General features: G+C 37.2%; 19 protein-coding genes. 6 read left to right on the top strand and 13 right to left on the bottom strand.

Features of this window, described 5'->3' with window-relative positions:
- Positions 1-42: 42 nt before the first annotated feature.
- Entirely contained in the window at positions 43-1,362 is a 1,320-nt protein-coding gene (locus tag VKY50_RS02810) for an MFS transporter (protein ID WP_324298632.1), read from the top strand.
- On the opposite strand, the gene VKY50_RS02805 is transcribed toward VKY50_RS02810, so the two are convergent.
- Both VKY50_RS02805 and clpB read right to left on the bottom strand, forming a co-directional pair.
- Complete coding sequence (locus tag VKY50_RS02805) at positions 1,355-1,948, bottom strand: TetR/AcrR family transcriptional regulator (protein WP_324298630.1); 594 nt, start codon at positions 1,946-1,948, stop codon at positions 1,355-1,357. The genes VKY50_RS02810 and VKY50_RS02805 overlap by 8 nt on opposite strands.
- A gap of 247 nt (positions 1,949-2,195) precedes the next feature.
- Positions 2,196-4,802 carry an ATP-dependent chaperone ClpB gene (clpB, locus tag VKY50_RS02800; RefSeq protein WP_324298628.1) on the bottom strand — a complete coding sequence of 869 codons (2,607 nt, stop codon included), beginning with the start codon at positions 4,800-4,802 and terminating at the stop codon, positions 2,196-2,198.
- A gap of 139 nt (positions 4,803-4,941) precedes the next feature.
- On the opposite strand from clpB, the gene ytxJ reads away from it, so the two are divergent.
- Positions 4,942-5,328, top strand: coding sequence for a bacillithiol system redox-active protein YtxJ (gene ytxJ / locus VKY50_RS02795; protein WP_324298626.1), 387 nt, complete (start codon positions 4,942-4,944; stop codon positions 5,326-5,328).
- Positions 5,329-5,363: 35 nt separating this feature from the next.
- Here the strand turns inward: ytxJ and fahA are convergent, their stop codons facing one another.
- Complete coding sequence (gene fahA / locus VKY50_RS02790; RefSeq protein WP_324298624.1) at positions 5,364-6,656, bottom strand: fumarylacetoacetase; 1,293 nt, start codon at positions 6,654-6,656, stop codon at positions 5,364-5,366.
- A gap of 111 nt (positions 6,657-6,767) precedes the next feature.
- Here fahA and glyA point away from each other — a divergent pair, with 111 nt between their 5' ends.
- The gene (glyA, locus tag VKY50_RS02785; protein WP_324298622.1) at positions 6,768-8,042 is read left to right on the top strand and encodes a serine hydroxymethyltransferase; all 1,275 of its coding nucleotides are present in this window, start codon (positions 6,768-6,770) and stop codon (positions 8,040-8,042) included.
- A gap of 587 nt (positions 8,043-8,629) precedes the next feature.
- On the opposite strand, the gene VKY50_RS02780 is transcribed toward glyA, so the two are convergent.
- The 3 genes from VKY50_RS02780 to VKY50_RS02770 all read right to left on the bottom strand — a co-directional run bounded on the left by VKY50_RS02780 (position 8,630) and on the right by VKY50_RS02770 (position 11,081).
- Complete coding sequence (locus VKY50_RS02780) at positions 8,630-9,469, bottom strand: OmpA/MotB family protein (protein WP_324298620.1); 840 nt, start codon at positions 9,467-9,469, stop codon at positions 8,630-8,632.
- 115 nt (positions 9,470-9,584) lie between these two features.
- Positions 9,585-10,595, bottom strand: a complete 1,011-nt coding sequence (locus VKY50_RS02775; RefSeq protein WP_324298618.1) for a glycosyltransferase family 2 protein — start codon at positions 10,593-10,595, stop codon at positions 9,585-9,587.
- A 39-nt stretch (positions 10,596-10,634) separates the two neighbouring features.
- Positions 10,635-11,081 carry a type I restriction enzyme HsdR N-terminal domain-containing protein gene (locus tag VKY50_RS02770; protein ID WP_324298616.1) on the bottom strand — a complete coding sequence of 149 codons (447 nt, stop codon included), beginning with the start codon at positions 11,079-11,081 and terminating at the stop codon, positions 10,635-10,637.
- Between the two features lie 54 nt (positions 11,082-11,135).
- Here VKY50_RS02770 and holA point away from each other — a divergent pair, with 54 nt between their 5' ends.
- A complete protein-coding gene (gene holA, locus VKY50_RS02765) occupies positions 11,136-12,146 on the top strand; it encodes a DNA polymerase III subunit delta (protein ID WP_324298614.1) in 1,011 nt (336 codons plus the stop codon).
- Between the two features lie 42 nt (positions 12,147-12,188).
- Here the strand turns inward: holA and VKY50_RS02760 are convergent, their stop codons facing one another.
- Together VKY50_RS02760 and VKY50_RS02755 are read right to left on the bottom strand one after the other, a co-directional pair.
- Positions 12,189-14,600, bottom strand: a complete 2,412-nt coding sequence (locus tag VKY50_RS02760) for an alpha-ketoacid dehydrogenase subunit alpha/beta (protein WP_324298612.1) — start codon at positions 14,598-14,600, stop codon at positions 12,189-12,191.
- Positions 14,601-14,819: 219 nt separating this feature from the next.
- Complete coding sequence (locus VKY50_RS02755; protein ID WP_324298610.1) at positions 14,820-17,654, bottom strand: gluzincin family metallopeptidase; 2,835 nt, start codon at positions 17,652-17,654, stop codon at positions 14,820-14,822.
- A gap of 144 nt (positions 17,655-17,798) precedes the next feature.
- Between VKY50_RS02755 and VKY50_RS02750 the strand changes: the two genes are divergently transcribed.
- Entirely contained in the window at positions 17,799-18,323 is a 525-nt protein-coding gene (locus VKY50_RS02750) for a DinB family protein (protein WP_324298608.1), read from the top strand.
- Positions 18,324-18,374: 51 nt separating this feature from the next.
- On the opposite strand, the gene VKY50_RS02745 is transcribed toward VKY50_RS02750, so the two are convergent.
- The 5 genes from VKY50_RS02745 to aroB all read right to left on the bottom strand — a co-directional run bounded on the left by VKY50_RS02745 (position 18,375) and on the right by aroB (position 23,413).
- Complete coding sequence (locus VKY50_RS02745; RefSeq protein ID WP_324298606.1) at positions 18,375-18,677, bottom strand: hypothetical protein; 303 nt, start codon at positions 18,675-18,677, stop codon at positions 18,375-18,377.
- Positions 18,678-18,752: 75 nt separating this feature from the next.
- Positions 18,753-19,730, bottom strand: coding sequence for a deoxyhypusine synthase family protein (locus VKY50_RS02740; RefSeq protein ID WP_324298604.1), 978 nt, complete (start codon positions 19,728-19,730; stop codon positions 18,753-18,755).
- Positions 19,723-20,601: an agmatinase gene (gene speB / locus VKY50_RS02735; protein WP_324298603.1), complete on the bottom strand. Its 879-nt coding sequence runs from the start codon at positions 20,599-20,601 to the stop codon at positions 19,723-19,725. The genes VKY50_RS02740 and speB overlap by 8 nt, the downstream gene beginning before the upstream one ends.
- Positions 20,588-21,991 (bottom strand): type III PLP-dependent enzyme domain-containing protein, encoded by a 1,404-nt coding sequence (locus VKY50_RS02730; protein WP_324298600.1) that lies wholly within the window; start codon positions 21,989-21,991, stop codon positions 20,588-20,590. Before VKY50_RS02730 ends, speB begins: the two co-directional genes overlap by 14 nt.
- 351 nt (positions 21,992-22,342) lie before the next feature.
- Positions 22,343-23,413, bottom strand: a complete 1,071-nt coding sequence (gene aroB / locus VKY50_RS02725) for a 3-dehydroquinate synthase (RefSeq protein WP_324298598.1) — start codon at positions 23,411-23,413, stop codon at positions 22,343-22,345.
- Between the two features lie 105 nt (positions 23,414-23,518).
- On the opposite strand from aroB, the gene VKY50_RS02720 reads away from it, so the two are divergent.
- Positions 23,519-24,685 carry a proline dehydrogenase family protein gene (locus tag VKY50_RS02720; RefSeq protein ID WP_324298596.1) on the top strand — a complete coding sequence of 389 codons (1,167 nt, stop codon included), beginning with the start codon at positions 23,519-23,521 and terminating at the stop codon, positions 24,683-24,685.
- The last annotated feature ends 172 nt before the right edge of the window (positions 24,686-24,857 follow it).

Genomic DNA, 24,857 nt, shown 5'->3' with positions numbered 1-24,857 from the left:
AGGAGGTGTGTCAAAACCTCTTGCTCTATTATTTTTAACTTCATGAAACCATTAGAGAAAGGAAGCAAAAAACTACTTAATGCATGGGCCTTTTACGATTGGGCTAATTCAGTTTATAGCCTAACCATTGCCTCTGCTATATTTCCATTATTTTACGGAGCCCTCTTCAGGGCTGAAGGCATCGATAAAATAACGATTTTTGGAGGAGAAATTGCCAGGGGCCCACTTATTACTTATGTTACTTCGTTTGCATTTTTAATAGTTTCATTTTTAACTCCATTACTCTCTGGAGTTGCGGATTATGTTGGCAACAAAAAAGTATTTCTTAAATTCTTCTGTTACCTAGGATCTGCGGCGAGTATTGGACTATATTGGTTCAGCCTCGATGCAATATACTTAAGTCTCGGAGTTTATCTCCTAGGCCTTATTGGATTTTGGGGAAGTCTGGTTTTTTACAATTCCTATTTACCAGATATAGCCTTTGTAGAGCAACAAGATCCCATTAGTGCAAAAGGCTATTCCTTAGGGTATATTGGAAGTGTAATCCTACTGATTCTTAATCTTGTGATGATTTTAAAGTTCGAATGGTTCGGATTTGAAAGTGCCACAGAACCGACAAAAATTTCTTTTATACTTGTTGGTTTATGGTGGGCAGGGTTTAGTCAATATTCCTTTTATTACCTACCAAAGGGTAACGGAAACAAAGGAAGGGTCACCAAAGGTATTCTTTTAAGTGGGTTTAAAGAGCTTAAAAAAGTATGGAGCGGCTTAGGAGCCAATAAAACTTTAAAACGTTATTTAGCCGCTTTTTTTGTCTATAGTATGGGAGTACAAACGGTCATGCTGGTGGCATCTTATTTTGCAGAAGAAGAACTTGCATGGGAGAGTGATAGTCAACGTACCACTGGTTTAATCGTAAGTATCTTATTGATCCAACTTCTAGCAGTCCTTGGAGCTATACTCACCTCACGGGCCTCTGCTCGGTTTGGAAATATTAAAACATTAATTGGAATTAACCTTATCTGGGTAATAGTGTGTATGGTAGCGTATTTTGTAGTAACCCCCAACCAGTTTTATATTACTGCTGCAGTGGTGGGTCTTGTTATGGGAGGAATACAAGCGCTTTCCAGGTCTACTTATTCTAAATTTTTACCACCAACAAAAGATACTGCGTCGTATTTTAGTTTTTATGACGTCGCAGAAAAAATAGGAATTGTCATTGGAATGTTTTTATATGCATTTATCGCTCAAGTTACCGGAAGCATGCGAACCTCCATTGTTCTGGTTGCGATAATCTTTTTCTTAGGTATGTTCTTACTCTTAAGAGTGCCTAGAGAAAAGGAAGTAAAGAGTGCTACTTAAACCTTTGATTAATGGTATCTATAATAACATTAAGACAGTCAGTAGTGTACTCTTTTTTTCCTGTGGTCTGACTCATGAAAATAGCTCCTTGAATTAAACTATAGAAACGTTTTCCATAAACAGGACCTGGGATAGTTTTTCGAATCTCACCGATTTGTTTTCCATATTCAATTTGTTCGGCAATAAGGTTCTCAATAGTTGCAATGGTTTCTTGGGCATGCTGAAGTAGGGCAGGGTGAGTGTTTTTAGCATCCACAGCGGTATTAATAATAGGACACCCTCCAAAATCATTGGTGAACTCGTAATAATTCTTATAAAACTCCACCAGGTGTAACAGTCGTTCCAAAGGGGTATTTCCTTTGTCCATATACTGTCTTATTCGACTCAATACCATTGTGGTATTATGCTTAAATGCTTTTAATGCAATTTCATCTTTACTTTTAAAATTACCGTAGATAGCTCCTTTGGTTAAACCAGCGGCCTTTGTTATATCATTTAGGCTTGTGGCTGCGTATCCTTTTTTATTAAAGATGGGAGCTACAGTTCGAATAATATACTGTGTGGTTTTCTCTGCTTTAGTGATCATGGAAGTAGTGTTGAAGCTCAAATATAATAAAATACTGTTAGGTATGATTTGCCTCTAAAAGAAATAAGGTCTTAAATTAAGAACACCCGTAACAAATTGCTACGGGTGCCTTAACTAACCAACCAACTTAAAACTAAATAATCCTTACGAACTACCTAACTTTATCTTTATATTTCTTGTATTATATACTTAATTTTCAACTATTTAATAAGTCGGCAAATTTAAAGCTACTTACACCAATACAGTGTTAATTTTCTATTAAATCTGTCTGGTTCCTAAAAACAAGTTCACCATCAAATTCATCCAACAGAATAATGCTTTCTGCACTGACCCTTCCACTTAGAATTTCCTTGGAAAGCTTATTGAGCACTTCTTTCTGGATAACCCGTTTTACTGGTCTAGCACCATATTGTGGATCAAATCCTACTCTTGATAGATGCTCAATAGCCTCCTGGGTTGCATCTAAAGTAATATTTTGTTTAGCAACCATCCTGACCACCCGTTTAAATTGTAATTCTACAATTTCTTTGATATCCACCATACTTAACGGTGTGAACATCACAATATCATCTATACGATTTATAAACTCTGGTCTAACACTTTGCTTGAGTAATCCAAGAACTTCCACTCGCGCGGCCTCTGCTGCACTTGTGATATCATCTGAGGTTTCAAATTTTTCTTGGATAATTTGACTTCCTATGTTGCTCGTCATGATGATAATGGTGTTTTTAAAGTCAGCTAAACGTCCTTTAGAATCAGTGAGCCTTCCTTCGTCCAGCACCTGTAACAGAATATTAAAAGTATCTGGGTGTGCCTTTTCAATTTCATCCAAAAGAACCACAGAATATGGTTTTCTTCGGACCGCTTCGGTGAGTTGCCCCCCTTCATCATAACCAACATACCCTGGAGGTGCTCCGATTAAACGACTCACCGCGTGACGCTCTTGGTATTCACTCATATCAATGCGTGTCATTGCAGACTCATCATCAAAAAGATATTCTGCTAGAGCTTTTGCTAATTCTGTCTTTCCTACACCGGTAGTTCCCAAGAACAAGAAGGATCCAATGGGCCGATTAGTGTCCTGTAGCCCTGAGCGACTTCTTCTAATGGCATCAGAAACAGACTCTATCGCCTGGTGCTGGCCAACCACTCTTTTGTGTAATTGATCCTCTAGACTCAATAGCTTTTCGCGTTCACTTTGTAGCATTTTTGTCACCGGAATTCCGGTCCATTTTGCCACTACTTCAGCAATATCTTCATTGGTGACTTCCTCCTTTATAAGATTTGTACCCGAGGATTGTTCCTTCTCTAATTGATCCTGGAGCTTATTTAAACGATCCTGGGCCTGTTGTGTTTTACCATACCGGATTTCAGCAACCTTTCCATAGTCGCCTTCTCGTTCAGCTCTTTCTGCCTCTATTTTTAAATTCTCTAACTCCTCCTTAGTAGTTTGAATAGCATCCACAACATCCTTTTCACTTCTCCATTTGGCATAAACTTCTTTTCGGTCATCTTTTAAATTGGCAAGCTCACCATGGAGTGATTTAAGCTTTTGCTCATCATTCTCCCTTTTAATGGCTTCAATTTCAATCTCTAGTTGCATGATTTTTCGATCCAACACATCCAATTCCTCTGGCTTGGAATTGATTTCCATTCGCAACTTAGAGGCAGCTTCGTCCATTAAATCAATCGCTTTATCTGGCAAAAATCGATTGGTGATATAGCGTTCAGAGAGTTCGACCGCTGCAATAATAGCCTCATCTTTAATACGAACCTTATGATGCGTCTCATACTTCTCTTTAATACCTCTTAAAATCGAAATCGCACTTTCAGTATCTGGCTCATCTACTATAACCTTTTGGAAACGACGCTCCAGCGCTTTGTCCTGTTCGAAGTACTTCTGGTATTCATCCAAGGTAGTAGCTCCTATGGCTCTTAACTCTCCACGAGCTAATGCTGGTTTTAATATGTTTGCAGCATCCATGGCTCCTTGACCACCTCCTGCGCCAACAAGAGTGTGGATCTCATCGATAAATAGCACAATATCACCATCGGAGGTGGTTACCTCTTTAATGACTGACTTTAGACGTTCCTCAAACTCCCCCTTATATTTTGCCCCAGCAATCAAGGCGCCCATATCTAGAGAGAAGATCTGTTTATCCTGTAGGTTTTCAGGAACGTCTCCCTGTATAATTCGGTGGGCCAATCCTTCTGCAATAGCAGTTTTTCCTACCCCAGGTTCCCCCACGAGCATGGGATTGTTTTTAGTTCTACGCGAGAGAATTTGTAATACTCGCCTAATTTCTTCATCACGGCCAATGACTGGGTCTAATTTTCCATCATTGGCTAACTGGTTTAGATTATTAGCGTATTTATTTAAGGCGTTATAAGTTTCTTCTGCACTAGCTGAGGTAACTCGTTCTCCTTTTCGAAGTTCAGTTATACTAGCTTGTAAATCTTTTTCGGTAACTCCTTGATCCTTTAAAATTTGAGCGATTTTACTTTTGGATTTAAAAAGCGCAAGAATCAAATGCTCGATTGAAACAAATTCGTCTTGCATTTTTTTAGCAATATTACCCGCTTGAGTTAGAGTAGAGGCTGCCTCTCTTGAGAGTTGTAAATCCCCACCTTCCACTTTTGGATAACTTTGTAAGGTGCTTTCTAAAATCTGCCTAAGCAAACTCACATTCACATCGAGCTTTTTGAGTAAAAAAGGGAGTACGTTATCATCCACATCAAAGAGCGCTCTGAAAATGTGTTCGTTTTCTATAATCTGGTGACCATAACTTTGGGCAATCTGTTGTGATTGTTGTATGGTTTCTTGAGATTTTATTGTAAAGTTGTTTAAATTCATTTTTTTGTTTAATTTGTTTCAAACTGAGTTAAGCAAAATATATACCGAATCAGGCAAATGACAAAATGTCTGTTGTTTGGCGCTACACAAATGACATAATGTCGCTATAAAAATAGCGTAGATAAACACTCTTAAAGTTATGGCTTTTTTTAATACCATCTTTGGTTCTAAGGATTCAATTCCGAAAGAAAATTTCCCATGGATTTCACTCGATCAATTCGAACAAATAGATCAACTGGTGGAGGAATCCAAAACACGATTTGTACTTATTTTTAAGCACAGTACTCGCTGTGGAATAAGTCGGTTTAGCCTGAAGAATTTCGAATCTGAATTCACCCCAGATCCAGCAAAAGTATCCGTGTACTTTTTGGACATCTTAAATCATAGAGGCATCTCGAATGAGATCGCAACACGCTTTGATGTAATTCATCAAAGCCCACAAGCAATACTGATTAAAGATTCCAAAGTCATATATTCGGATTCTCATGGTCGTATTAATGCGGCTGAAATACAAAATCTTATTTAAGGAATTTTAACTCCTTGAATAAGATTTTATACGTATCATTTTCTTTTTTTGGTGTAAAAAGCAGGGAGTAATTTATTAGAAACCTCCCCAAAACCAATTCGAACGTCATTATTTTTGCAGTAGCCTCTAAAGGTTACAGTATCCCCATCTTCTATAAATTTACGCTTAGATCCATCGGCTAACTCAATGGGATTTTCGCCTTTCCAGGTAAGTTCTAACATAGAACCATAGGAATCTTTCGTAGGACCAGATATTGTACCACTGCCCATCATATCACCACTGTTAACCTTGCAGCCATTTACGGTATGGTGGGCTAATTGTTGGGACATATTCCAATAGAGATATTTAAAGTTACTTTTTGTGATGGTTTGTGGTGGAGTGTTTTCAGTGCTAAGATCTACCTCCAAGTGGATGTCAAAGCTCTTCTTCCCACTATATTGCAAATAAGGCAGGGGGGTAGGATCCTGTCTTGGACTCTCCACCCTAAAAGGCTCTAAAGCATCTAAGGTCACAATCCATGGTGAAATTGAAGAAGCAAAGTTTTTGGCCAGAAATGGCCCTAAAGGTACATACTCCCATTTTTGAATATCTCTAGCACTCCAATCATTAAATAATACCATCCCAAAAATATAATCTTCTGCCTCATCTACTGGTATAGGTTCTCCTAATTGATTGGCATCGGTAGTGATAAAGGCCATCTCCAATTCAAAATCAACTAATTTAGAAGGACCAAATATGGGTGTTTCTGCGCCCTGAGGTAACGTTTGTCCCATAGGGCGATGAATCGGAATTCCGCTAGGAACAATTGTTGAGCTTCTACCATGATATCCCACTGGCACATGAAGCCAGTTCGGAAGTAACGCATTGTTCGGGTCTCTAAACATACTTCCAACATTGGTCGCGTGTTCCTTACTGCTATAGAAATCAGTATAATCTCCAATTTGCACTGGAAGTTGCATCTCTATTTCATCAAGGTTAAATAGAACGATCTTTCTATGATCGGCATTGTTTTGTAACTCTTTATTTTTTTGATCAAAAAGATTGGCAATACAATTTCGAACTAACCTCCAAGTTTTTTGTCCGTCGGATATAAAGTCATTCAGAGTATCCTGTAAAAAAATATCATCAGTTAAAGGAATGTCTCTAAAATATCCTAATTGATGAAGTGCTCCAAGATCAATAGCGGTGTCTCCGATTCGAGTGCCTATAGTTATCACATCGTCTCTGGTTAAGAAAACGCCAAAGGGGATATTTTGTATTGGGAAATCGGAATCGGAGGGAACAGGTATCCAGGATTTTCTATGAGGATCGTTTGCTGTTTGAGACATAACAAAATTATTAGATATGAGTTGTTAATTAGGATTTAAAGGTATTAATTTATATTAATTTACCGAATGTATTTTATATTTTTGAACTTTCTTTAACGATAACAACTCAAAATGAAAAGAGACAATCAAATTTTTGAACTTATTGAAGCTGAAAAGCAGCGCCAATTAGAGGGGATAGAACTTATTGCATCCGAAAACTTTGTTAGTGAACAAGTCATGGAAGCGGCAGGATCTGTATTAACAAACAAATATGCCGAAGGCTATCCTGGAAAACGATACTACGGAGGTTGTGAGGTAGTTGATGTTGTCGAGAGTATTGCTATTGACAGAGCTAAGGAATTATTCGGAGCAGCCTATGCCAATGTTCAACCTCATAGTGGTTCACAAGCAAACACAGCTGTATTTGCCGCTTGCTTAAAGCCGGGTGATAAAATTTTAGGTTTTGACCTATCTCACGGTGGCCACCTCACGCATGGTTCCCCAGTAAACTTCTCTGGGAAACTATACAATCCAGTCTTTTATGGAGTAGAGAAGGAAACAGGACGATTGAATTATGACAATATCTTAGAGGTAGCTAAAAAAGAACAACCAAAATTAATTATCGCAGGTGCCTCTGCATATTCAAGAGATATAGACTTTAAAAAATTCAGAGAAATTGCTGACCAAGTAGGAGCTATTTTATTTGCTGACATTTCTCATCCTGCGGGATTGATCGCGAAAGGGGTTTTAAGTGATCCTATTCCTCATTGCCATATTGTAACAACAACTACACATAAAACCCTTAGAGGACCTAGAGGAGGTTTGATCTTAATGGGAAAAGACTTTGAGAACCCATTTGGTATCAGGCTTAAAAATGGAAGTCTTCGAATGATGTCCTCTTTGTTAGATAGTGCAGTTTTCCCTGGAAACCAAGGAGGCCCACTAGAGCATATCATAGCTGCAAAAGCAATCGCTTTTGGGGAGGCGCTTTCCGAGGATTTCTTACATTATATAGTTCAGGTGAAGAAAAATGCCGCTGCAATGGCTAAAGCTTTCGTAGAAAAAGGATATAATATTATTTCTGACGGCACTGACAATCACATGATGCTGATTGATCTAAGAAACAAAGACATTTCTGGGAAAGATGCAGAAGCCGCCTTAGGAAAAGCCAATATCACCGTGAATAAAAACATGGTCCCATTTGATGATAAAAGTCCATTTGTTACTAGTGGTATTCGAATTGGAGTCTCTGCTGTAACTACTCGCGGACTTAATGAAGAAGAGGTAGTTGGAATCGTTGACTTAATAGACCGCGCATTATCTAATAGATCTGATGAAGCTGTCCTAGAGGCTATCAAAGGTGAAGTTCGTGATTTAATGATACATAGACCTTTATTTAAAGCTTAATTAAATTACACAAATTATAATAGCTATAAACCTCTAGAGATAAATCTTTAGAGGTTTTTTATGCGCTCTTTTTAAATGAAGGAAATAGAAAAAATCCATCCTTTTGAGAAAAGATGAATCTGCTTCCCCTTCTAATGCTTCTCACACTAAGGTCATCGGAATGTAGCATACTTTACAACAATAACAGAACCTTCGAGACCTTTTAGGTCGTATAGGTAAGCATCCGAAAAGCTGCTCAAAAACGGGAAAATATAAAGATATCCATTAAAATGGGAGGTAAGAACAATTACATTATCTACAGGATACGGCCCTGGAAGAGCCTTATTGAAATCATTAATTTTAGAGCAACAAAACAAGTCAATAGAATAATCCACCTAAAAAAGGAGGGCAGGCTTAGTAAATTAAACGCTCTCTGGTTGTTCTCCATTTTTGGGGGTACCACATTACTTTAAAATAGTCACCAGTAAAAGTAACAACCACAGAATTCAGCTCACACTCTCTTTCTAAAGAGCAAAAAAAAGCTGTCTAAATAGACAGCTTTTTAAAAATATAATTTATCTCTTAACTGAGAGTATTGCGAAATACAATTAGTTAATTTCTGGGTCTTTCATTCCTTCTTCGATCATGCTATAGAACTGATCCAATTTAGGAAGAATTACGATTCTTGTTCTTCTGTTTTTAGCTCTTCCTTCTTTGGTGTCGTTAGAAGCTACTGGGATGTACTGACTTCTACCTGCAGCGGTCATTCTAGCTGGTGATACTCCGAAATCATTTTGAAGAATCCTAACAACTGAAGTTGCTCTTAGAACACTTAAATCCCAGTTATCACTCATTCTAGCAGTATGAATTGGCACAGTATCCGTATGACCTTCAACCATAAATTCAAAGTCAGGTTTGTTTTTCACAACAGTTGCAACTTTACCTAACACTTCTTTAGCTCTTGCTGATACAGTGGTACTACCACTTGAGAACAATAATTTATCAGAGATGTTTACATAAACCACTCCTTTTTCAACGCTAATATTGATATCCTCATCATCAAGGTTACCCAAAACTCCTTTTAAGCTTTGTACTAGAGCAAGGTTAACAGAGTCTCTCCTAGTTACAGCATCCTGCAATTTGCGGATCGTTAAATCTTTCTCTCTAAGGCTTTCTAATGACTTCTCTAAGTTATCGGCACCTTTAGCAGTAAGGGTAGTAAGGTTACCCATGTTATTTATCAGATCTTGGTTGCTTTTTCGAAGAACGTCCAACTGAGATTTATAGTTATCTTTCTCTTCTAAACATGTATTAAGCTTTACAGTTGCAGAGTTTAATAAGTCTTCGGTTTGCTTCTGCTTAGTTTGTAGTTCCGCGTACTTCTTAGAAGATACACAGGAAGATAGAAAAATTGCAGCTGCTGCCCCAAATAATAAAATTTGTTTCATGATTATGATTTTACTTAATTAACGTTTTAACAATTTTACACAAAAATAGATAAAAAGCGCATGTTTGTTCTTCGTTTTTAGTTAATTTTCTCTTAAATCAGTAATAACACCGATTTTATACGGAATGTTTTCTGGTATATTGACTAAAATGTCGTTTTCCCTTGACAAAATAACCTAAAACGATAGAATTACCCTCATAATACTTTATATCCTTTTCAATGAAACCTCTCTTTTTAAAGGTTTTATTGAAATTATAGTAATAACTAAAGTGCGCCTTTATTATTGCCCATAAATGTAATAATTTAAATTGAAAAAGAAAGCGAATTCCAGCGATTCCATCTAAAAATAATCGGGCTAATATTATCGGGAATACTTTGCGTTTTGGAAGATTTTTGGTAATGGAGAAAAGGGAGTTTCGAAAGTTTAAAAATGTTTTTTTTGGATTCATGTTCGCAAGGGTTGCACCGCCTACATGATACACATGGGATTCAGAGGTATAATACACTTTATATCCATGATTATGAGCCCTCCAACACAAGTCAATTTCTTCCTGGTGTGCAAAGAAATCCTCATCAAACCCTCCTAAGCTTTGAAAAACCTCGTTTCTAATGAACATGCACGCGCCCGTTGCCCAGAATATTTCAGTGGTGTCGTTGTATTGTCCATTGTCTTGTTCTAAAGTTTGAAACACACGTCCTCTACAAAAGGGATACCCAAGACGATCTAAGTATCCTCCAGCAGCACCAGCATACTCAAAATGAGTCTTGTTATTATAATCCATGATTTTAGGCTGAGCAATAGCAATCGATGGATTATTCTTAAAAAGGGCAACAATGGGATCGATCCAATTGGAGGTAACTTCTACATCTGAATTCAAAAGACAATATATAGGCTCCTTTACGTGGACAAGTGCATCGTTATACCCTTTAGCAAACCCTCCATTTGTGACGTTTTCAATAATGGTTACTTCAGGATAGTGGCTTTTTAAAAATTCCACCGACTGATCATCCGATGCATTATCTGCCACATAAATGGAAGCCTTATTGGAATGTTCCACCACAGAGGGCAAAAATTTCTCTAATAACTCTTTTCCATTCCAATTCAGAATAACTACTGCTACTTCCATTGGTAACTTTTAATTACATATTTTATACATGCCTGCAAATTAAAGCATATATGGTGGGATTTCCTTTAGAAAGATATACTTTTCTTTTTCATAATCCATTTTACAATAATAATGTTCGAGGCCGTTGGTCACCATTAGAAAATTCCCATGTAACGCACTATTATATCGTGCAATTTGGTCAAAAGTTGCTTGGGAAATGGAGATGGTTGGAGCTTTACACTCTACGATTAATTCAATACTTCCATCAGAATTATAAACAATGATATCGTAGCGTTTTTTCAAACCATTCACAGTGAGCACCTTCTCTACATTTATTAAGGATAAAGGGTAATTCTTTTGATGGATTAGGTATTTAACCACGTGTTGACGCACCCACTCCTCTGGTTGGAGAAGAATAAACTTTTTCCGAATCTCATCAAAAATATAGACTTTATTTTTGCTATTTTTGAAACGAAACTCATATGATGGAAATGATAACTGTTGCATATTAGCAAATATCAGATTAATTCATGGATTAATTAAATTTAGGCTCAAAACAAAATGGATGAAGTTGTCAAAATAGTGGCGCAGATAAAGGCTGGCGAGATAAAACCTATTTACTTTTTAATGGGTGAGGAGCCGTACTACATTGACAAGATAGCGGAGTTCATGGAGCAATCTATATTGAACGAACAGGAAAAAGGATTTAACCAAATGGTTATGTATGGTAAAGATGTGAGCATGGAGACCATCACCTCAAGTGCAAAGCGATATCCAATGATGGCAGAACGGCAGGTGATCATCGTTAAAGAAGCCCAGCATCTCTCTAGAGTCATTGATCAAATTGAATCCTATGCACTAAATCCGCAACCTTCCACAGTACTGGTTTTCTGTTATAAACACAAAAAGTTAGACAAACGTAAAAAAGCCTATAAAGCCATCGCAAAGAATGGCTATATTTTTGAGAGTAAAAAACTATATGAAAACCAAGTAGCTGAATGGATTCGACGAATTCTCAGCGGAAAAAATTATCAAATTGCTCCAAAGGCGGCTCAAATGCTCGTGGAGTTTCTAGGAAATGATCTTAGTCGAATTAGCAAAGAATTAGAAAAGCTACAAATAGTTATCCCAAAGGGAACTGAGATTACACCTAGCCATATTGAAGAAAATATAGGAATCAGTAAGGAATTTAATAATTTCGAACTACGCAAAGCTATAGGGGAGCGGGATGTGGTTAAAGCGGCAAAAATTATTCAGTATTTTTCTCAAAACCCAAAAGACAATCCATTTGTGGTTACAGTTTCCTTATTGTATAGCTTCTTTGCGCAGTTATTGCAATACCACGGGTTAAAGGATCAATCAAGATCTGCAGTAGCTTCAGCACTTAGGGTAAACCCTTATTTTGTTCCTGAATACCAAACTGCAGCAAGAAATTATCCTATGAAGCGGTGTAGTCAAATAGTTTCTAAATTACGCCAACTCGATATGAAAGGTAAAGGAGTAGGAGCCACCAATATGACTCAAGAAGACTTACTAAAAGAATTACAACTGTCCATTTTTAATTCCTACTAAAACCTGAGATTTTTATTAAAGGCCGCCCTGACTATTATTTATTTATCGCAATTTTGGATATTTACTTGGATTTGACTCATGCATAATGGCATATATCTTTTCAAATATATCCTCAGCATTGGGCTTAGAGAAGTAATCTCCATCACTTGCATATGCAGGCCTATGAGCTTTCGAAGTAAGCGTTTGAGGTGGACTGTCCAGGTATTTATAACCTCCTTGATTTTCAATAATTTCTTGAAGTAAATAGGCTGAACACCCACCAGGAACGTCTTCATCCACAATTAACAGGCGATTCGTCTTTTTTAAACTTTGCACCGTATGATGTTCAATATCAAAAGGAAGTAAGCTTTGAGCATCAATGAGTTCAATATCGATGTCAACCTCTAGAAGCTCTTTGGCTACTTGTTCTACAATTCTAAGAGTTGAACCATAAGAAACAACGGTGATATCTTTTCCCGTTTTTAATGTTTCGACAACTCCTATCGGCTCTCTGAATTCCCCGATATTTTCGGGAAGAGGTTCTTTTAAACGGTACCCATTAAGACTTTCTATAATTAGTGCAGGCTCGTCGCTCTCCATTAGGGTGTTATAAAACCCAGCGGCTTTAGTCATGTTCCTTGGGGCAAGGATATACATTCCCCTTAATAAATGAATCAATCCACCCATAGGTGATCCCGCATGCCAAATACCCTCCAAGCGGTGTCCACGCGTTCGAATAATAACCGGTGCCTTTTGCTTACCTACTGTACGATATAACAAGGTAGATAAATCATCACTTAGTACATAAAGTGCATATAAGATATAATCCAAATATTGAATCTCAGCTATAGGTCGCAGACCTCTCATCGCAAGTCCAATTCCTTGACCAACGATAGAGGCTTCTCTGATTCCAGTGTCCGCTATGCGTAGTTCACCATATTTTTCTTGCAGCCCATCTAACCCTTGATTTACATCTCCAATTTTTCCGCTATCTTCCCCAAAAACTAAAGCATTCTTATAATTGGCAAACAGCTTGTCAAAATTATCTCTAAGGACTATTCTTCCATCTACTTGCTCAGGATTATTCCCATAACGTGGTGCTACCGCTGCCACATTTACAGCATTGTTTTTGGTCTCACTATAAAGATGGGAACTGTATTCTGGTTGTGTTTTGGCGTAGAAGCTATCAATCCATTGGATTAAAGCTGTTTTTTCTTTAGAATTCTCCCCAAGGACATGCCTTAATGCTTTTCTCGCTGATCCTAAAATCTGACGTTTGGTAGGATCGTCCAAGGCAATCAGATCGTTTTTTATTTTGTCGATGAGACTTTTGTTCTCGCTAGAGGCGGATAACGCTGCTAGCAATTTCACAACCACCTTCTTTTGTTCCCTAATAGGGGTGATGAACTCTAACCAAGCTTCTTTTTTTCCATCACGTACATCCTTTTTAACCTGTTTTTCAATGATTTCTAACTCTTGGGTAGTAGCAAAGTTATTAGCAACGATCCAGGATCTGAATTGACTATTACAGTCATATTCTTTTTCCCAGTCCAAGCGCTGCTTGGATTTATAACGCTCATGAGATCCTGAGGTTGAATGCCCTTGCGGTTGTGTAAGTTCTTTTACATGAATAATTACGGGAACATGTTCTTTTCTTGCGATGGTCTCTGCCTTAGAATAGGCTTTGGTTAATTCAACATAGTCCCAACCGTTTACCACGATAATTTCAAAGCCCTTCTCTGTTTCCGTTCTTTGGAATCCTTTGAGAATTTCACCAATATTTTCCTTGGTAGTTTGGTGCTTTGCATGTACAGAAATACCATAATCATCGTCCCATATACTTATCACCATAGGAACTTGCATAACCCCAGCGGCATTGACTGTTTCAAAGAAAATTCCTTCACTGGTACTGGCATTACCTATGGTTCCCCAGGCAATTTCATTTCCATTTATTGAAAAGCCATCGCTATCGATATCCTTTGCTTCTCTATATATTTTAGAAGCTTGTGCGAGTCCAAGTAATCTTGGCATCTGTCCACCAGTGGTGGAGATGTCAGCGGCACTGTTTTTTTGTTTGGTTAAATCCAGCCAACTACCGTCGGCATTGTTACTTCTGGTAAGAAAATGTCCGCCCATCTGCCTGCCGGCACTCATGGGTTCTTTTTCAATATCCGTATGAGCATACAATCCAGCAAAAAAGTTTTTTATAGTAAGTTCACCGATGGCCATCATAAAAGTCTGGTCGCGATAGTAGCCACTTCTAAAATCACCATTTTTAAAAGCTTTTGCCATGGCTAATTGAGGCAATTCTTTACCATCGCCAAATATTCCGAATTTGGCCTTTCCGGTTAAAACCTCACGTCTTCCCAATAAACTACACTCACGGCTAATTAGAGCAATTTTGTAGTCATTGAGAATTTGACTTTTAAAATCTTCAAATGAAATATCTTCTTTAGTAAACGATGTAGCTTGCATAAAAAATTAAATCTAACCAACGCAAAAGTAGGTAAAAAGAATCGGTTATGCAATTAAAAAAAATGAGCGATTATTAACAATAATCCACAAATATCTTAATCAATTGGCGATTCTTTAAAATATAATTAAAAAATAATCGATTTACTGAATAATTTTCATTATTTTATAAAAACAACTACAACCGTGTAGTAAGAAATAAAACTTATCATTGGCTTTTTCTTAAAACCACTTTCTAGTAAAAAGGCCAATTAGCGTTTTAGGGCTTAAGGTAACGATGAAACGGATTTTTTCATCGTATTGAGGTTGAGCTATTTCCCAACCATTATTGGAATAAATAGGAAAGTATAGTTCAAAATAATCCGTCACAAGATTAAGCCGTATACCAGAATCATATACAAAACGCGCGTCATGATATTTGTTTTTTATCATTCCTACATCCCCGTATAGCTCGATCCATCGCCATACATTCATACTCGCATTAGTGGTGACAATCCAATCATTGGCAAAAGGTGTTGACAATTTGGATTTAAACCCTCCTTCCGAAATAATGAGTTGTTGGCTAAAGATTCCACTATCCTCAGAGCGTCCTAAATAATCATAATCAAACATGTAATCGGTAGGTCGATCGAGTGCAAAACTGAAAAAATCTGAATTGGTTTGATTATAAATAAATTTCCCCGCAAAGAACCTAAGATTTAACTGACGGTTACTCGGGAATAGTTTTCGAAACTCCCAATTAAAAGCAATTTTAGAAAATTCACTAGCTACTTGTAAATCAACAAACCATGAGCGAAAATCGATAATTCCGTTATTTCCGTAGGCATATCTTACGTTAAACACGCTGTAATCTGGGTCAGAATCGATCGTTGGTGATTCATCCCTTATAACATTTACAAAACGTACATTAAGGAGCTCACGTTCGTTTGACCTTAGGTCATTATTTCTGAATTTAAAGGTAATCGAAGGCGTTATGGTACTGTAGCGTAATCCATGGGCATAGTGAAACGAGGAACCATAGAGATAGTAATCGATCTGATACATATTACCGTGCTCCACGTAATCCCTGTATTGGAAAGTTCCGGATCCCACTAGCGTACTTTCTCCAAAGGCAAAGGAAGGCTTAAGATCGTAAATAAAAGGTTTTGCTAAGAACGTTTTGTTGTAAAACCGAAGCCCTGCGGTGACACCGTCATAGATATTAAAGCTAAACACGGGTACGTAAAAAATCTGATTGTAATAAGGGTCCTCGAAATCTTTGAAAAATTGGAATTTTAATTTACGATCTGTAGAGAGAAATCCATCTACAGACTTCCAATTGTCACGTTCATTAATCTCTGGAATTATACGATCATAGTTTAGTACTAGACGTTTTAAATTTTCTCGAGGAACTTTTACTCTTTTACGCTCATCGATCCCACTATACCACGTTTTAAACAATATAGAATCTTTTCTGTCCATACCAAAGAGTGTAATAGGAGCTTTTGTACCTCTTTTATTTTTTATATTGACATATACGGAATCTTCTGTCTTATGGAAATTAGTGATCTTATAATCAATTTTATCCTCTGATCTTACGTACGAATCGAAATACCAACTGATATCCTTTGGAGCCTCTTCTGTAAGTAGGTTTTTAAAATCTGTAGCAGAGCTGTTTTTTTGCGCATACAGATGATAAAATTCTTTCACTTTACGATCAATATAATGATTACCTAAATAACTATTAAGGTAGGCGAGACCTACTCCAGATTTATAGCGATTGGCAATACGCTCGTTGAATTTGATTAATGAATCTCTAGGGGTGCTAAGTGGTTGATCGGTATAATTCCTAGCAGTGAGCATATAGAGTAACGGATACTGATCATTAAAGTCCATTTGAGCAAAGTGATAGCTGCGTATTCCCCAGATTTTGGACAATTTACCTAATAGCTTCATATCGGGGTAATAATTATTGATATAGGCCATCATTAGGTAGATCTGAATCCCTTCTTTTACCCAATGTTCCTTTCGATCATCAATAAATAAAGTGTTGTCAAGATAGGTTTGGGTAGCAATTTTAAAAAGTTTTAAATCATATTGAAAGCTATCGGGAAAAGGTCTTAAGAAGGATGGTAGTTGGTTAATACCATAGTTTGGGCTTCGCTGGTACTCCTGTTCACTTACCATAATTTTCTGATGAGGGTATTCTCCTAGTCTATCTTCTAAAAAAGCAAAGATCCGCTGCGCTGAAAGGATGTCATTAACTTCAAGGGTATCGTTACTTTGTAAATTTGTGATAAGGTCAAGATCATTTGTTCGAATGGTTTTGAATTCATTCGTTCTGGTGATGTTTAGATTAACCTGCCCTCGATTCCTTCCCTCTAATAGAATAGTCCTTTTATCCCCTTTTGTCGTAGTGGAGGCCACATCAAGATCACTGATAATTTCATAAGAAGTAGGAAGTGTCATTTCAATGGATATTTCCTTGACTAATTGATTTAAGTCATTGAGATTCTTATTGCTATAGGGCATCCATTTCTCATCGTAGATCCCAGGTACTATATACCAGTAACGAAGTCGATAATCATTAAATTCATTAAATCCATAACCCGTAAATTCTGCACTAGGCAATTTCACTTTATAAGACAATTTTAGACGGTAGGACTTACCGGGATATATAGGGTAGTTCAATTGGACCTTTATAATATCCTGAACATCTAATCGTTTCCATTTCAAGAACCCATAATTTGGATCTGTTAGACTAATGATTTCTGTATAACCCCGCTGTTGTGGTCTGGCCAGGTGGATGCTCTTATTGAACTCCTCTGCAAAACGCTTAGCAAGTGGAGTGGTTTTATCAACATAAGCATTGTTCCAGTCGTATAACCAGATTTCATTAAGGGTATCTAAACTCCTATTGGTGTATACTAACTCTTGCTGAATATTTATAGTGTGAGTTTGTGGGAAAAGCTCCGCTTTAATTTGATTGAAGTCTTGAGCAGGCACTACCAGGTGGGTAAATAAAAAGAAGAGAATAAAAACGTGCTGTATAGGCTTCAACATTAAAGTTTGATTCATTCGTAATCACTGATTTAATTGGTCAAGGCAGATCCGTATATTCCAACACTTATAGTTTTGGGTTGTGATGTTTACAATATTAACTAAAATAAATTAGACTTCCGCAACAAAAATCTTAATTTGCATTTCCATAAAAATTAGCCAATGAATTCTACAGATTTACAACCAAAAAACACCCCAGATTATTTTAATAAATACCTTGGACTGCTTGGAGAAGTGGACTTAATAAAGGGCTTAAAACACTCCAGAAGGGACTTCTTAAATTATCTGCAAACCATCCAAGAGGAACATTATAGTTACGCTTATCAGAAAGGTAAATGGAGTATTGCAGAGGTTATTCAACACCTAGTGGATTCCGAACGTGTTTTTCAATTCCGGGCATTTTATTTTGCCAGAAACCCAGGGTCAGAACTCCTAGGATTTGATCATGAATCTTTTGCTGAAAAAGCGAAATTATCACTCGGTGCAAAGGCGCAGTTGATTGAGCAGTATGAAAGTGTTCGTAATAGCAGTATAAAACTTTTTGAAAATTTTTCAAAAGAAGAATTATTACACGTAGGTTCTTTAGCGGGGCAATCAGCCAGTGTAGCTGCTCTAGGTTTTTTCCTTTTGGGGCACCAAAAGCACCATTTGAATATATTGGAAAAAAAGTACCTCTATAAGGGGTAGCCTAAGTATATACTTACGCCTGAAACAGTCTTCAGGCGTAAGCTTTACTATTTACTCCTCGTCATCCTGATCTTCATCCTCCGCAGGAATGTCTATATTTTCGTTAATTCCTTCAGAATCAAAGTCTTCTTCATCTTCATCTTCGAATTTTTCCATGGTATTTGCTAAACGTGTACTCACTTTAACCAAGTAAATGGTATCATCTGTTCGTACCTCTACTGCCTCCACGGACTCATTATTAGCATTTTTAAATCTAATGATGTCGTCATCCCCATAGCCTTCGGGATACTTTTCCACTAACATGGAGAGAATCTCATTTGTCAGTTTTTTAAAATCAACAATTACACGTCTCATAGTTGATAAAGAATCTAAGTTTACAGCTGTAAATGTAAACGAAAGTTAATAATATTTTATCTTTTATTTGTGAAATTACATATCTAGCAGATATGCAAAAATCAGCGGCGCCACAATAGTTGCATCTGATTCTATAATAAATTTTGGTGTATTAATATCGAGTTTCCCCCAAGTAATTTTTTCATTAGGTACAGCACCAGAATAAGAACCGTAACTGGTAGTAGAATCTGATATTTGACAGAAGTAACTCCAAAATGGCGTCTCTGTTCTTTCAAGATCCTGATAAAGCATCGGCACTACACATATTGGGAAGTCTCCTGCAATTCCTCCTCCAATTTGAAAGAATCCCACGCCATTATCGGAATTATTAGTATACCAATCCGTCAGGTATGTCATGTATTCGATTCCGCTTTTCATGGTTTGAGCCTTGAGTGATCCTTTCACAACATAAGAGGCAAAGATATTTCCCATAGTACTATCTTCCCATCCGGGGACAATAATTGGGAGATTCTTCTGGGCTGCGGCGTACATCCACGAATCTTTCACATCAATTTCATAATACTGTTCTAAAACTCCAGAAAGTAGCAATTTATACATGTACTCATGCGGCAGATAACGTTCTCCTTTGTCATCAGCATCTTTCCAAATTTTATAGATATGCTTTTGAAGCCTTCTAAAGGCTTCTTCCTCTGGTATACAAGTATCTGTAACACGATTGAGTCCACCTTCCATTAAATCCCATTCTTCTTGTGGGGTAAGGTCTCTGTAATTTGGAACTCTTTTGTAATGAGAGTGCGCCACAAGGTTCATGATATCTTCCTCAAGGTTGGCACCTGTACAGGAGATAATATGAACCTTATCCTGTCGGATCATTTCCGCAAATATTTTACCTAGTTCCGCAGTACTCATCGCTCCAGCAAGGGTAACCATCATTTTGGCACCATTATCAAGTTGCTCTTCGTATGCTTTCGCCGCATCCACTAGTGAAGCCGCATTAAAATGTAAATAATACTTCTCAATGAATTTACTGATTTCTCCCTTTGTCCTACTCATCACTTATATTTTTGGAATTCGAATATTTAAATTTATATGCTAACATTTTATAATACAACTTTGCAGCCAAAAAGTCAGAGGACTTCTCCGTCGGATTTGGACATAATTCAACAATGTCAAATCCTACCACATTTTTCTTTTTAAATACCTTTTTAAGGTATTCTAAGGTCTCAAACCACAACAACCCTCCAGGTTCTGGTGTACCAGTGGATGGCAATATAGAAGGGTCAAAGGCATCTAGATCAATAGTTATAAAGACATTTTCTGTCATTTGGTCTATGGAGTCGGACATCCAATCCTCATCCTGGATAATTTGCTCAGCAAAATAGGTTTGTTCCTCCACCATATTATCTAATTCAGAAATATCCATACTGCGGATTCCAACCTGAATGAGCTTGGTTGTCAAGCTAGCTTGGTATACCGCACAAGCATGGTTGCATTTGCTTCCATTATATTCCTCTCTAAGATCGGCATGTGCGTCTAATTGCAACACAGTTAAATCTTTAAAAAGCTCTGAAAAAGCTTTAATAGAACCAATTGAAATAGAATGTTCACCTCCAAAAAGGGTTACGAACTTACCCTGGTTAATATAGTTTTTAGTGGTCTTGTAAACCGCATCCACCATTTTTTCGGGGCTGCTATTCTCTAAGACAGCAGGAGCGAGGTACACCCCTTTTTTATATGGCTCACTTCTTGTTTCAATATCAAAGAGTTCCATGTTTTCTGAAGCTTGTAAAAAAGCTTCAGGTCCTTTATCAGCTCCTTTTTGCCAAGTGCTTGTTCCATCGTATGGAACAGGGATAAGGACGACTTTAGCATCCTCCAGTCGAGCGTATTTATCTGGAATCCCAGCATAATTAGTTTTGTTCATCGTAACCGAGTATTTTTAAAAAGTCATTTGCAGTTTGTTGTTCCGAAAAAAGTTTTGTCACTATATTTCCATAATCATCTCTATCAATTAAAACGTGTTTAGGGGAGGGGATTAAACAATGTTGTAATCCACCAAAACCGCCGACACTTTCTTGATAAGCTCCTGTATTAAAAAATCCAATATATAATGGTTTGTCTTTAATGTATTTAGGAAGATAGATGGCATTTAAATTTTGTTCAGAATTGTAATAATCATCACTGTCACAGGTCAATCCTCCTAATAATACGCGTTCGTAATCTTCGTACCATCGGTTAATGGGTAACATGATAAATTTTTTACTTATAGCCCAACTATCCGGGAGGGTAGTGATAAAAGAAGAATCGATCATATTCCATTTCTCCCTATCGTTTTGTTGCTTTTGATATAAGACTTGATAGATAGCACCACCACTTTCTCCTACGGTAAAGCTACCGAATTCTGTGAAGATATTTGGAACATCGACTCCAGCCTCCTCACATGCTCTTTGGATTTGATGAATTATTTCATCGACCATATACTGATAGTCATATTCGAAGGCAAGAGAATTCTTGATAGGGAAACCACCACCAATATTGAGCGAATCCAGCGTAGGGCAGACTTTCTTTAATTGAATATAGACCTTTAAACATTTTAAAAGTTCGTTCCAATAATAGGAGGTATCTCGAATTCCAGTATTAATAAAGAAATGGAGCATTTTTAAACGTACATTCTTTTGATCCTTAATTTCTCTATTGTAAAACGGAACAATATTTTTATATCCAATGCCGAGTCTACTGGTGTAAAATTCAAATTTCGGCTCTTCTTCGGAGGCGATACGTATCCCAACATTAAAAGGGCCTTCGATGGCCTCTGTTAATAGGTTCAACTCCTCGTAATTATCAATTATTGGTATGCATTTCTTATGTGAACCATTTATTAATTCAGCGATGTTTTCAATGTACTTATCTCTTTTAAAGCCATTGCAAAGTACATAATTATCTTTGCTTAGTTTTCCTGATTTTATAAGGTTTTTAACGATATCAATATCGATTGCCGAAGAGGTCTCGATATGAATATCGTTCTTAAGAGCCTCGTTTAAAACATGGCTAAAGTGTGAACTTTTAGTGCAGTAGCAATAATGGTAATTGCCCTTATAATTATGCTTTTTAATGGACTCCTGAAACCAGTATTTGGCGCGATTAATATTGTTAGATATCTGTGGAAGATATGTAAATTTCAATGGTGCACCGTAGGTTTTCACCAAATCCATTAAATCGATACCGTGGAATTGTAGTTTGTCCTCTGCTAATGTAAATTCCTCTTGAGGAAAATAGAATGATTGATCGATCAGATCGATATATTTGGTTTTCATAACGGGATGTGTAATATTAATTAAAAATTAAAATTTTTTAGAATTTGACTTTTTAGTTAATTATTACCGTTTATTAAATACGCAAATAGGCAGGGGAATACATGACCAAAATGGTCTTTGCTTTATTGATTAGATCAGTGGAAGTAGCATTTAAGAACCGAGACCTCAAACCTTGAGATACATATAGCGAAGACTTCCTAGTCGCCATATACGCGGAATTCAAAAAAACATTCATTAATACGATAAGACAGTTTGCTTATCAACTGCCAGATTGAAAATACATTTAAAAGTACAATGAAATTTATACCTAGGCAAAAATCATTATTTTTTTTAGAATCACAACGAAAAAGATTATTTTTTATAATATTCTAACGCTTTGTGAATCAGTTCATTATCAGCATTAATATCCCAGATGGGTTTTGCAATGTCTTGTAAAAGTGCAAAATTCACCTTACCACTGTTGTTTTTCTTGTCAAAACGCATCAATTCAATGATACTATCGAGCTCCTTGGAACTAATCTCCTGGTAAGGGTAGTAGTTGGCGAAAACTGCCTTTATTTGCTCCAATGTTTCCTCTGGAAAGCCTGTTAACTTTACCGATAAATAAGACTCCATAACCATACCAATAGCGATAGCCTCGCCGTGAAGAAGCGTTGTTTTATCAGGTTGCTCTAGGAAATAAGATTCTATGGCATGACCAAGGGTGTGACCAAAATTTAAAATTTTCCTTAAACCACTTTCTTTAGGATCCTCTTTAATTACTTGATTTTTGATCTCAACGGATCGATATATTAACTCTTGAAGGGCCGAGGGTTCTAGTTTATCCATCTCACTGAGCCTATCCCAGTAGATTTTATCACGAATTAAACCATGTTTGAGCATTTCGGCCAAACCACTTCTGAGTTCATTTGCTGGCAAAGAGTTAAGGTATTCTATATCGATCAATACCATTAAAGGTTCTGTGAAAACACCCACTTGGTTTTTTAGAGCACCTAAATCCACACCAGTTTTCCCACCTACTGAAGCATCTACCATTGATAGTAGACTTGTTGGGATGTTTATAAACTCAATACCACGCATATAGGTTGCAGCAACAAAACCACCGAGGTCTGTCACTACACCTCCACCAAGATTAATCAAAAGAGATTTTCGGTCGCCTCCTAATTCGGATATCGCGGACCATACCTGAGTGCAAGTCTCTATTTGCTTATGTGCTTCACCTGCTGGAATCTCAATAATCTCAAATTCATGTACTTTGTCTAGCTTACCAAGAAAGACCCTTAAGCAATACTGGTGGGTGTTTTGATCTACTAAGAGGAATAATTTGGAATAGCGGTGATTTGCTAACAAATTATTGAGTTCCACATAGGCTTGATGATCAAAAATTACACGGGAATCATTACTGAAGATGGTCGCTGACATACGAATTGGTTTATATTTTCTCACGTGCCCAAAAATAACAAGATTTTTATAGATATATCTATATTTTCTCGTCCTATATTTGCAAAAAATTAATGGGTTTATTAAATGGAAAACTTTTTTGATAATACAGAAATAGCTTTTAAGTTAAAAAGCGATTCTGAACTTGAAAGAGCATATTTTTTATTTAAAATGATTGCTCATCAACCACTAGTAAAAATTGGCACCGCAGTGACCAATTTTGCTATTAAAGCACATCTTCCAGTAGAAGGGCTGATCAGGGCGACTGTATTTGATCACTTTTGTGGTGGAGTTAGTGAACTCGACTGTATGAAAACTGTTGATGCCATTTACACTGCGGGAGTAAGTTCGGTGCTCGATTATTCCGTAGAAGGAAATGAGACTGATGAGGAATTCGACGCGGTGGTTGCTCGTACCCTAAAGATCCTAGATCTGGTCAAAGAGAAGGAAGCCATTCCTTTTGCTGTTTTTAAACCCACAGCGGTTGGTCGTTTCGAATTGTATGTTAAAGTAGGAGAGGGCAAGCCACTCGATAAAGCAGAACAAGAAGAATGGGATCGAGTTTACTTGCGTTATGAAACTATTTGTAAAAAGGCCTACGAATTAGATGTAGCTTTATTGATCGATGCAGAGGAGAGCTGGATGCAGGATGCCGCCGATGAAATCGTTGAGCAGATGATGAAAAAATACAATCGTAAAAAAGCTATTGTATTCAACACTTTACAGTTATATAGATGGGATCGCATGGATTACCTAAGGGGACTACACAAAAGAGCCTTAGAAGAAGGTTTTATCATAGGAATGAAACTTGTACGCGGAGCCTATATGGAGAAGGAAAATGATAGGGCAGAAGAACATGGGTATCCCACCCCAATTTGTGATTCAAAGAAAGCAACAGACGACAATTACAATACGGCAGTTCGTTATATGCTAGATCACATCGGAGAATTGGAATTGTTCCTGGGATCACACAATGAAGAAAGCACCATGTTAGCATTGAATCTTATGGAGGAAAAAGGTCTTGAGATCAACGACTCAAGAATATGGTTTGGTCAACTCTATGGGATGAGTGATCATATAAGTTATAATCTTTCAAGCCGTAACTATAATGTAGCCAAGTATCTTCCTTTTGGACCCGTGCGAGATGTTATGCCATACCTTATTAGAAGGGCAGAAGAAAACACATCAGTGGCGGGTCAGACCACAAGAGAACTGAGTCTTCTATCTCAAGAACGTAAAAGAAGAAAATTGTAATCGGATAGGAGGAACGGGATTAATTCCCGCTCGACACTATCCCAGGAAGTGTGTAAGTTTTAAATTGGAGGGTATGACTTTCGTTTAAAGTCTTACCCTGTCTTCAAATATAGTTAAAAATTGATTCAATATAATCCCCCAGTTTCTAATAGGCATTGTCCACTTTTTGGTA

The organism is Galbibacter sp., from assembly GCF_035306585.1.
Classification (GTDB): Bacteria; Bacteroidota; Bacteroidia; order Flavobacteriales; family Flavobacteriaceae; genus Galbibacter.
Note: the sequence above shows the minus strand (reverse complement) of the source record. Positions and strands in the feature narration are given on the sequence as shown.

What these genes read in the sequence shown, in the direction of transcription:
- VKY50_RS02775 (WP_324298618.1), bottom strand. Translation starts at nt 10,595, where the DNA reads ATGGAAGTAGCAGTAGTTATTCTGAATTGGAATGGAAAAGAGTTATTA.
- VKY50_RS02780 (WP_324298620.1), bottom strand. Translation starts at nt 9,469, where the DNA reads ATGAAACAAATTTTATTATTTGGGGCAGCAGCTGCAATTTTTCTATCT.
- ytxJ (WP_324298626.1), top strand. Translation starts at nt 4,942, where the DNA reads ATGGCTTTTTTTAATACCATCTTTGGTTCTAAGGATTCAATTCCGAAA.
- clpB (WP_324298628.1), bottom strand. Translation starts at nt 4,802, where the DNA reads ATGAATTTAAACAACTTTACAATAAAATCTCAAGAAACCATACAACAA.
- holA (WP_324298614.1), top strand. Translation starts at nt 11,136, where the DNA reads ATGGATGAAGTTGTCAAAATAGTGGCGCAGATAAAGGCTGGCGAGATA.
- VKY50_RS02810 (WP_324298632.1), top strand. Translation starts at nt 43, where the DNA reads ATGAAACCATTAGAGAAAGGAAGCAAAAAACTACTTAATGCATGGGCC.
- VKY50_RS02745 (WP_324298606.1), bottom strand. Translation starts at nt 18,677, where the DNA reads ATGAGACGTGTAATTGTTGATTTTAAAAAACTGACAAATGAGATTCTC.
- VKY50_RS02770 (WP_324298616.1), bottom strand. Translation starts at nt 11,081, where the DNA reads ATGCAACAGTTATCATTTCCATCATATGAGTTTCGTTTCAAAAATAGC.
- glyA (WP_324298622.1), top strand. Translation starts at nt 6,768, where the DNA reads ATGAAAAGAGACAATCAAATTTTTGAACTTATTGAAGCTGAAAAGCAG.
- VKY50_RS02720 (WP_324298596.1), top strand. Translation starts at nt 23,519, where the DNA reads ATGGAAAACTTTTTTGATAATACAGAAATAGCTTTTAAGTTAAAAAGC.
- aroB (WP_324298598.1), bottom strand. Translation starts at nt 23,413, where the DNA reads ATGTCAGCGACCATCTTCAGTAATGATTCCCGTGTAATTTTTGATCAT.
- VKY50_RS02740 (WP_324298604.1), bottom strand. Translation starts at nt 19,730, where the DNA reads ATGAGTAGGACAAAGGGAGAAATCAGTAAATTCATTGAGAAGTATTAT.
- VKY50_RS02755 (WP_324298610.1), bottom strand. Translation starts at nt 17,654, where the DNA reads ATGAATCAAACTTTAATGTTGAAGCCTATACAGCACGTTTTTATTCTC.
- speB (WP_324298603.1), bottom strand. Translation starts at nt 20,601, where the DNA reads ATGAACAAAACTAATTATGCTGGGATTCCAGATAAATACGCTCGACTG.
- VKY50_RS02730 (WP_324298600.1), bottom strand. Translation starts at nt 21,991, where the DNA reads ATGAAAACCAAATATATCGATCTGATCGATCAATCATTCTATTTTCCT.
- VKY50_RS02760 (WP_324298612.1), bottom strand. Translation starts at nt 14,600, where the DNA reads ATGCAAGCTACATCGTTTACTAAAGAAGATATTTCATTTGAAGATTTT.
- VKY50_RS02805 (WP_324298630.1), bottom strand. Translation starts at nt 1,948, where the DNA reads ATGATCACTAAAGCAGAGAAAACCACACAGTATATTATTCGAACTGTA.
- VKY50_RS02750 (WP_324298608.1), top strand. Translation starts at nt 17,799, where the DNA reads ATGAATTCTACAGATTTACAACCAAAAAACACCCCAGATTATTTTAAT.
- fahA (WP_324298624.1), bottom strand. Translation starts at nt 6,656, where the DNA reads ATGTCTCAAACAGCAAACGATCCTCATAGAAAATCCTGGATACCTGTT.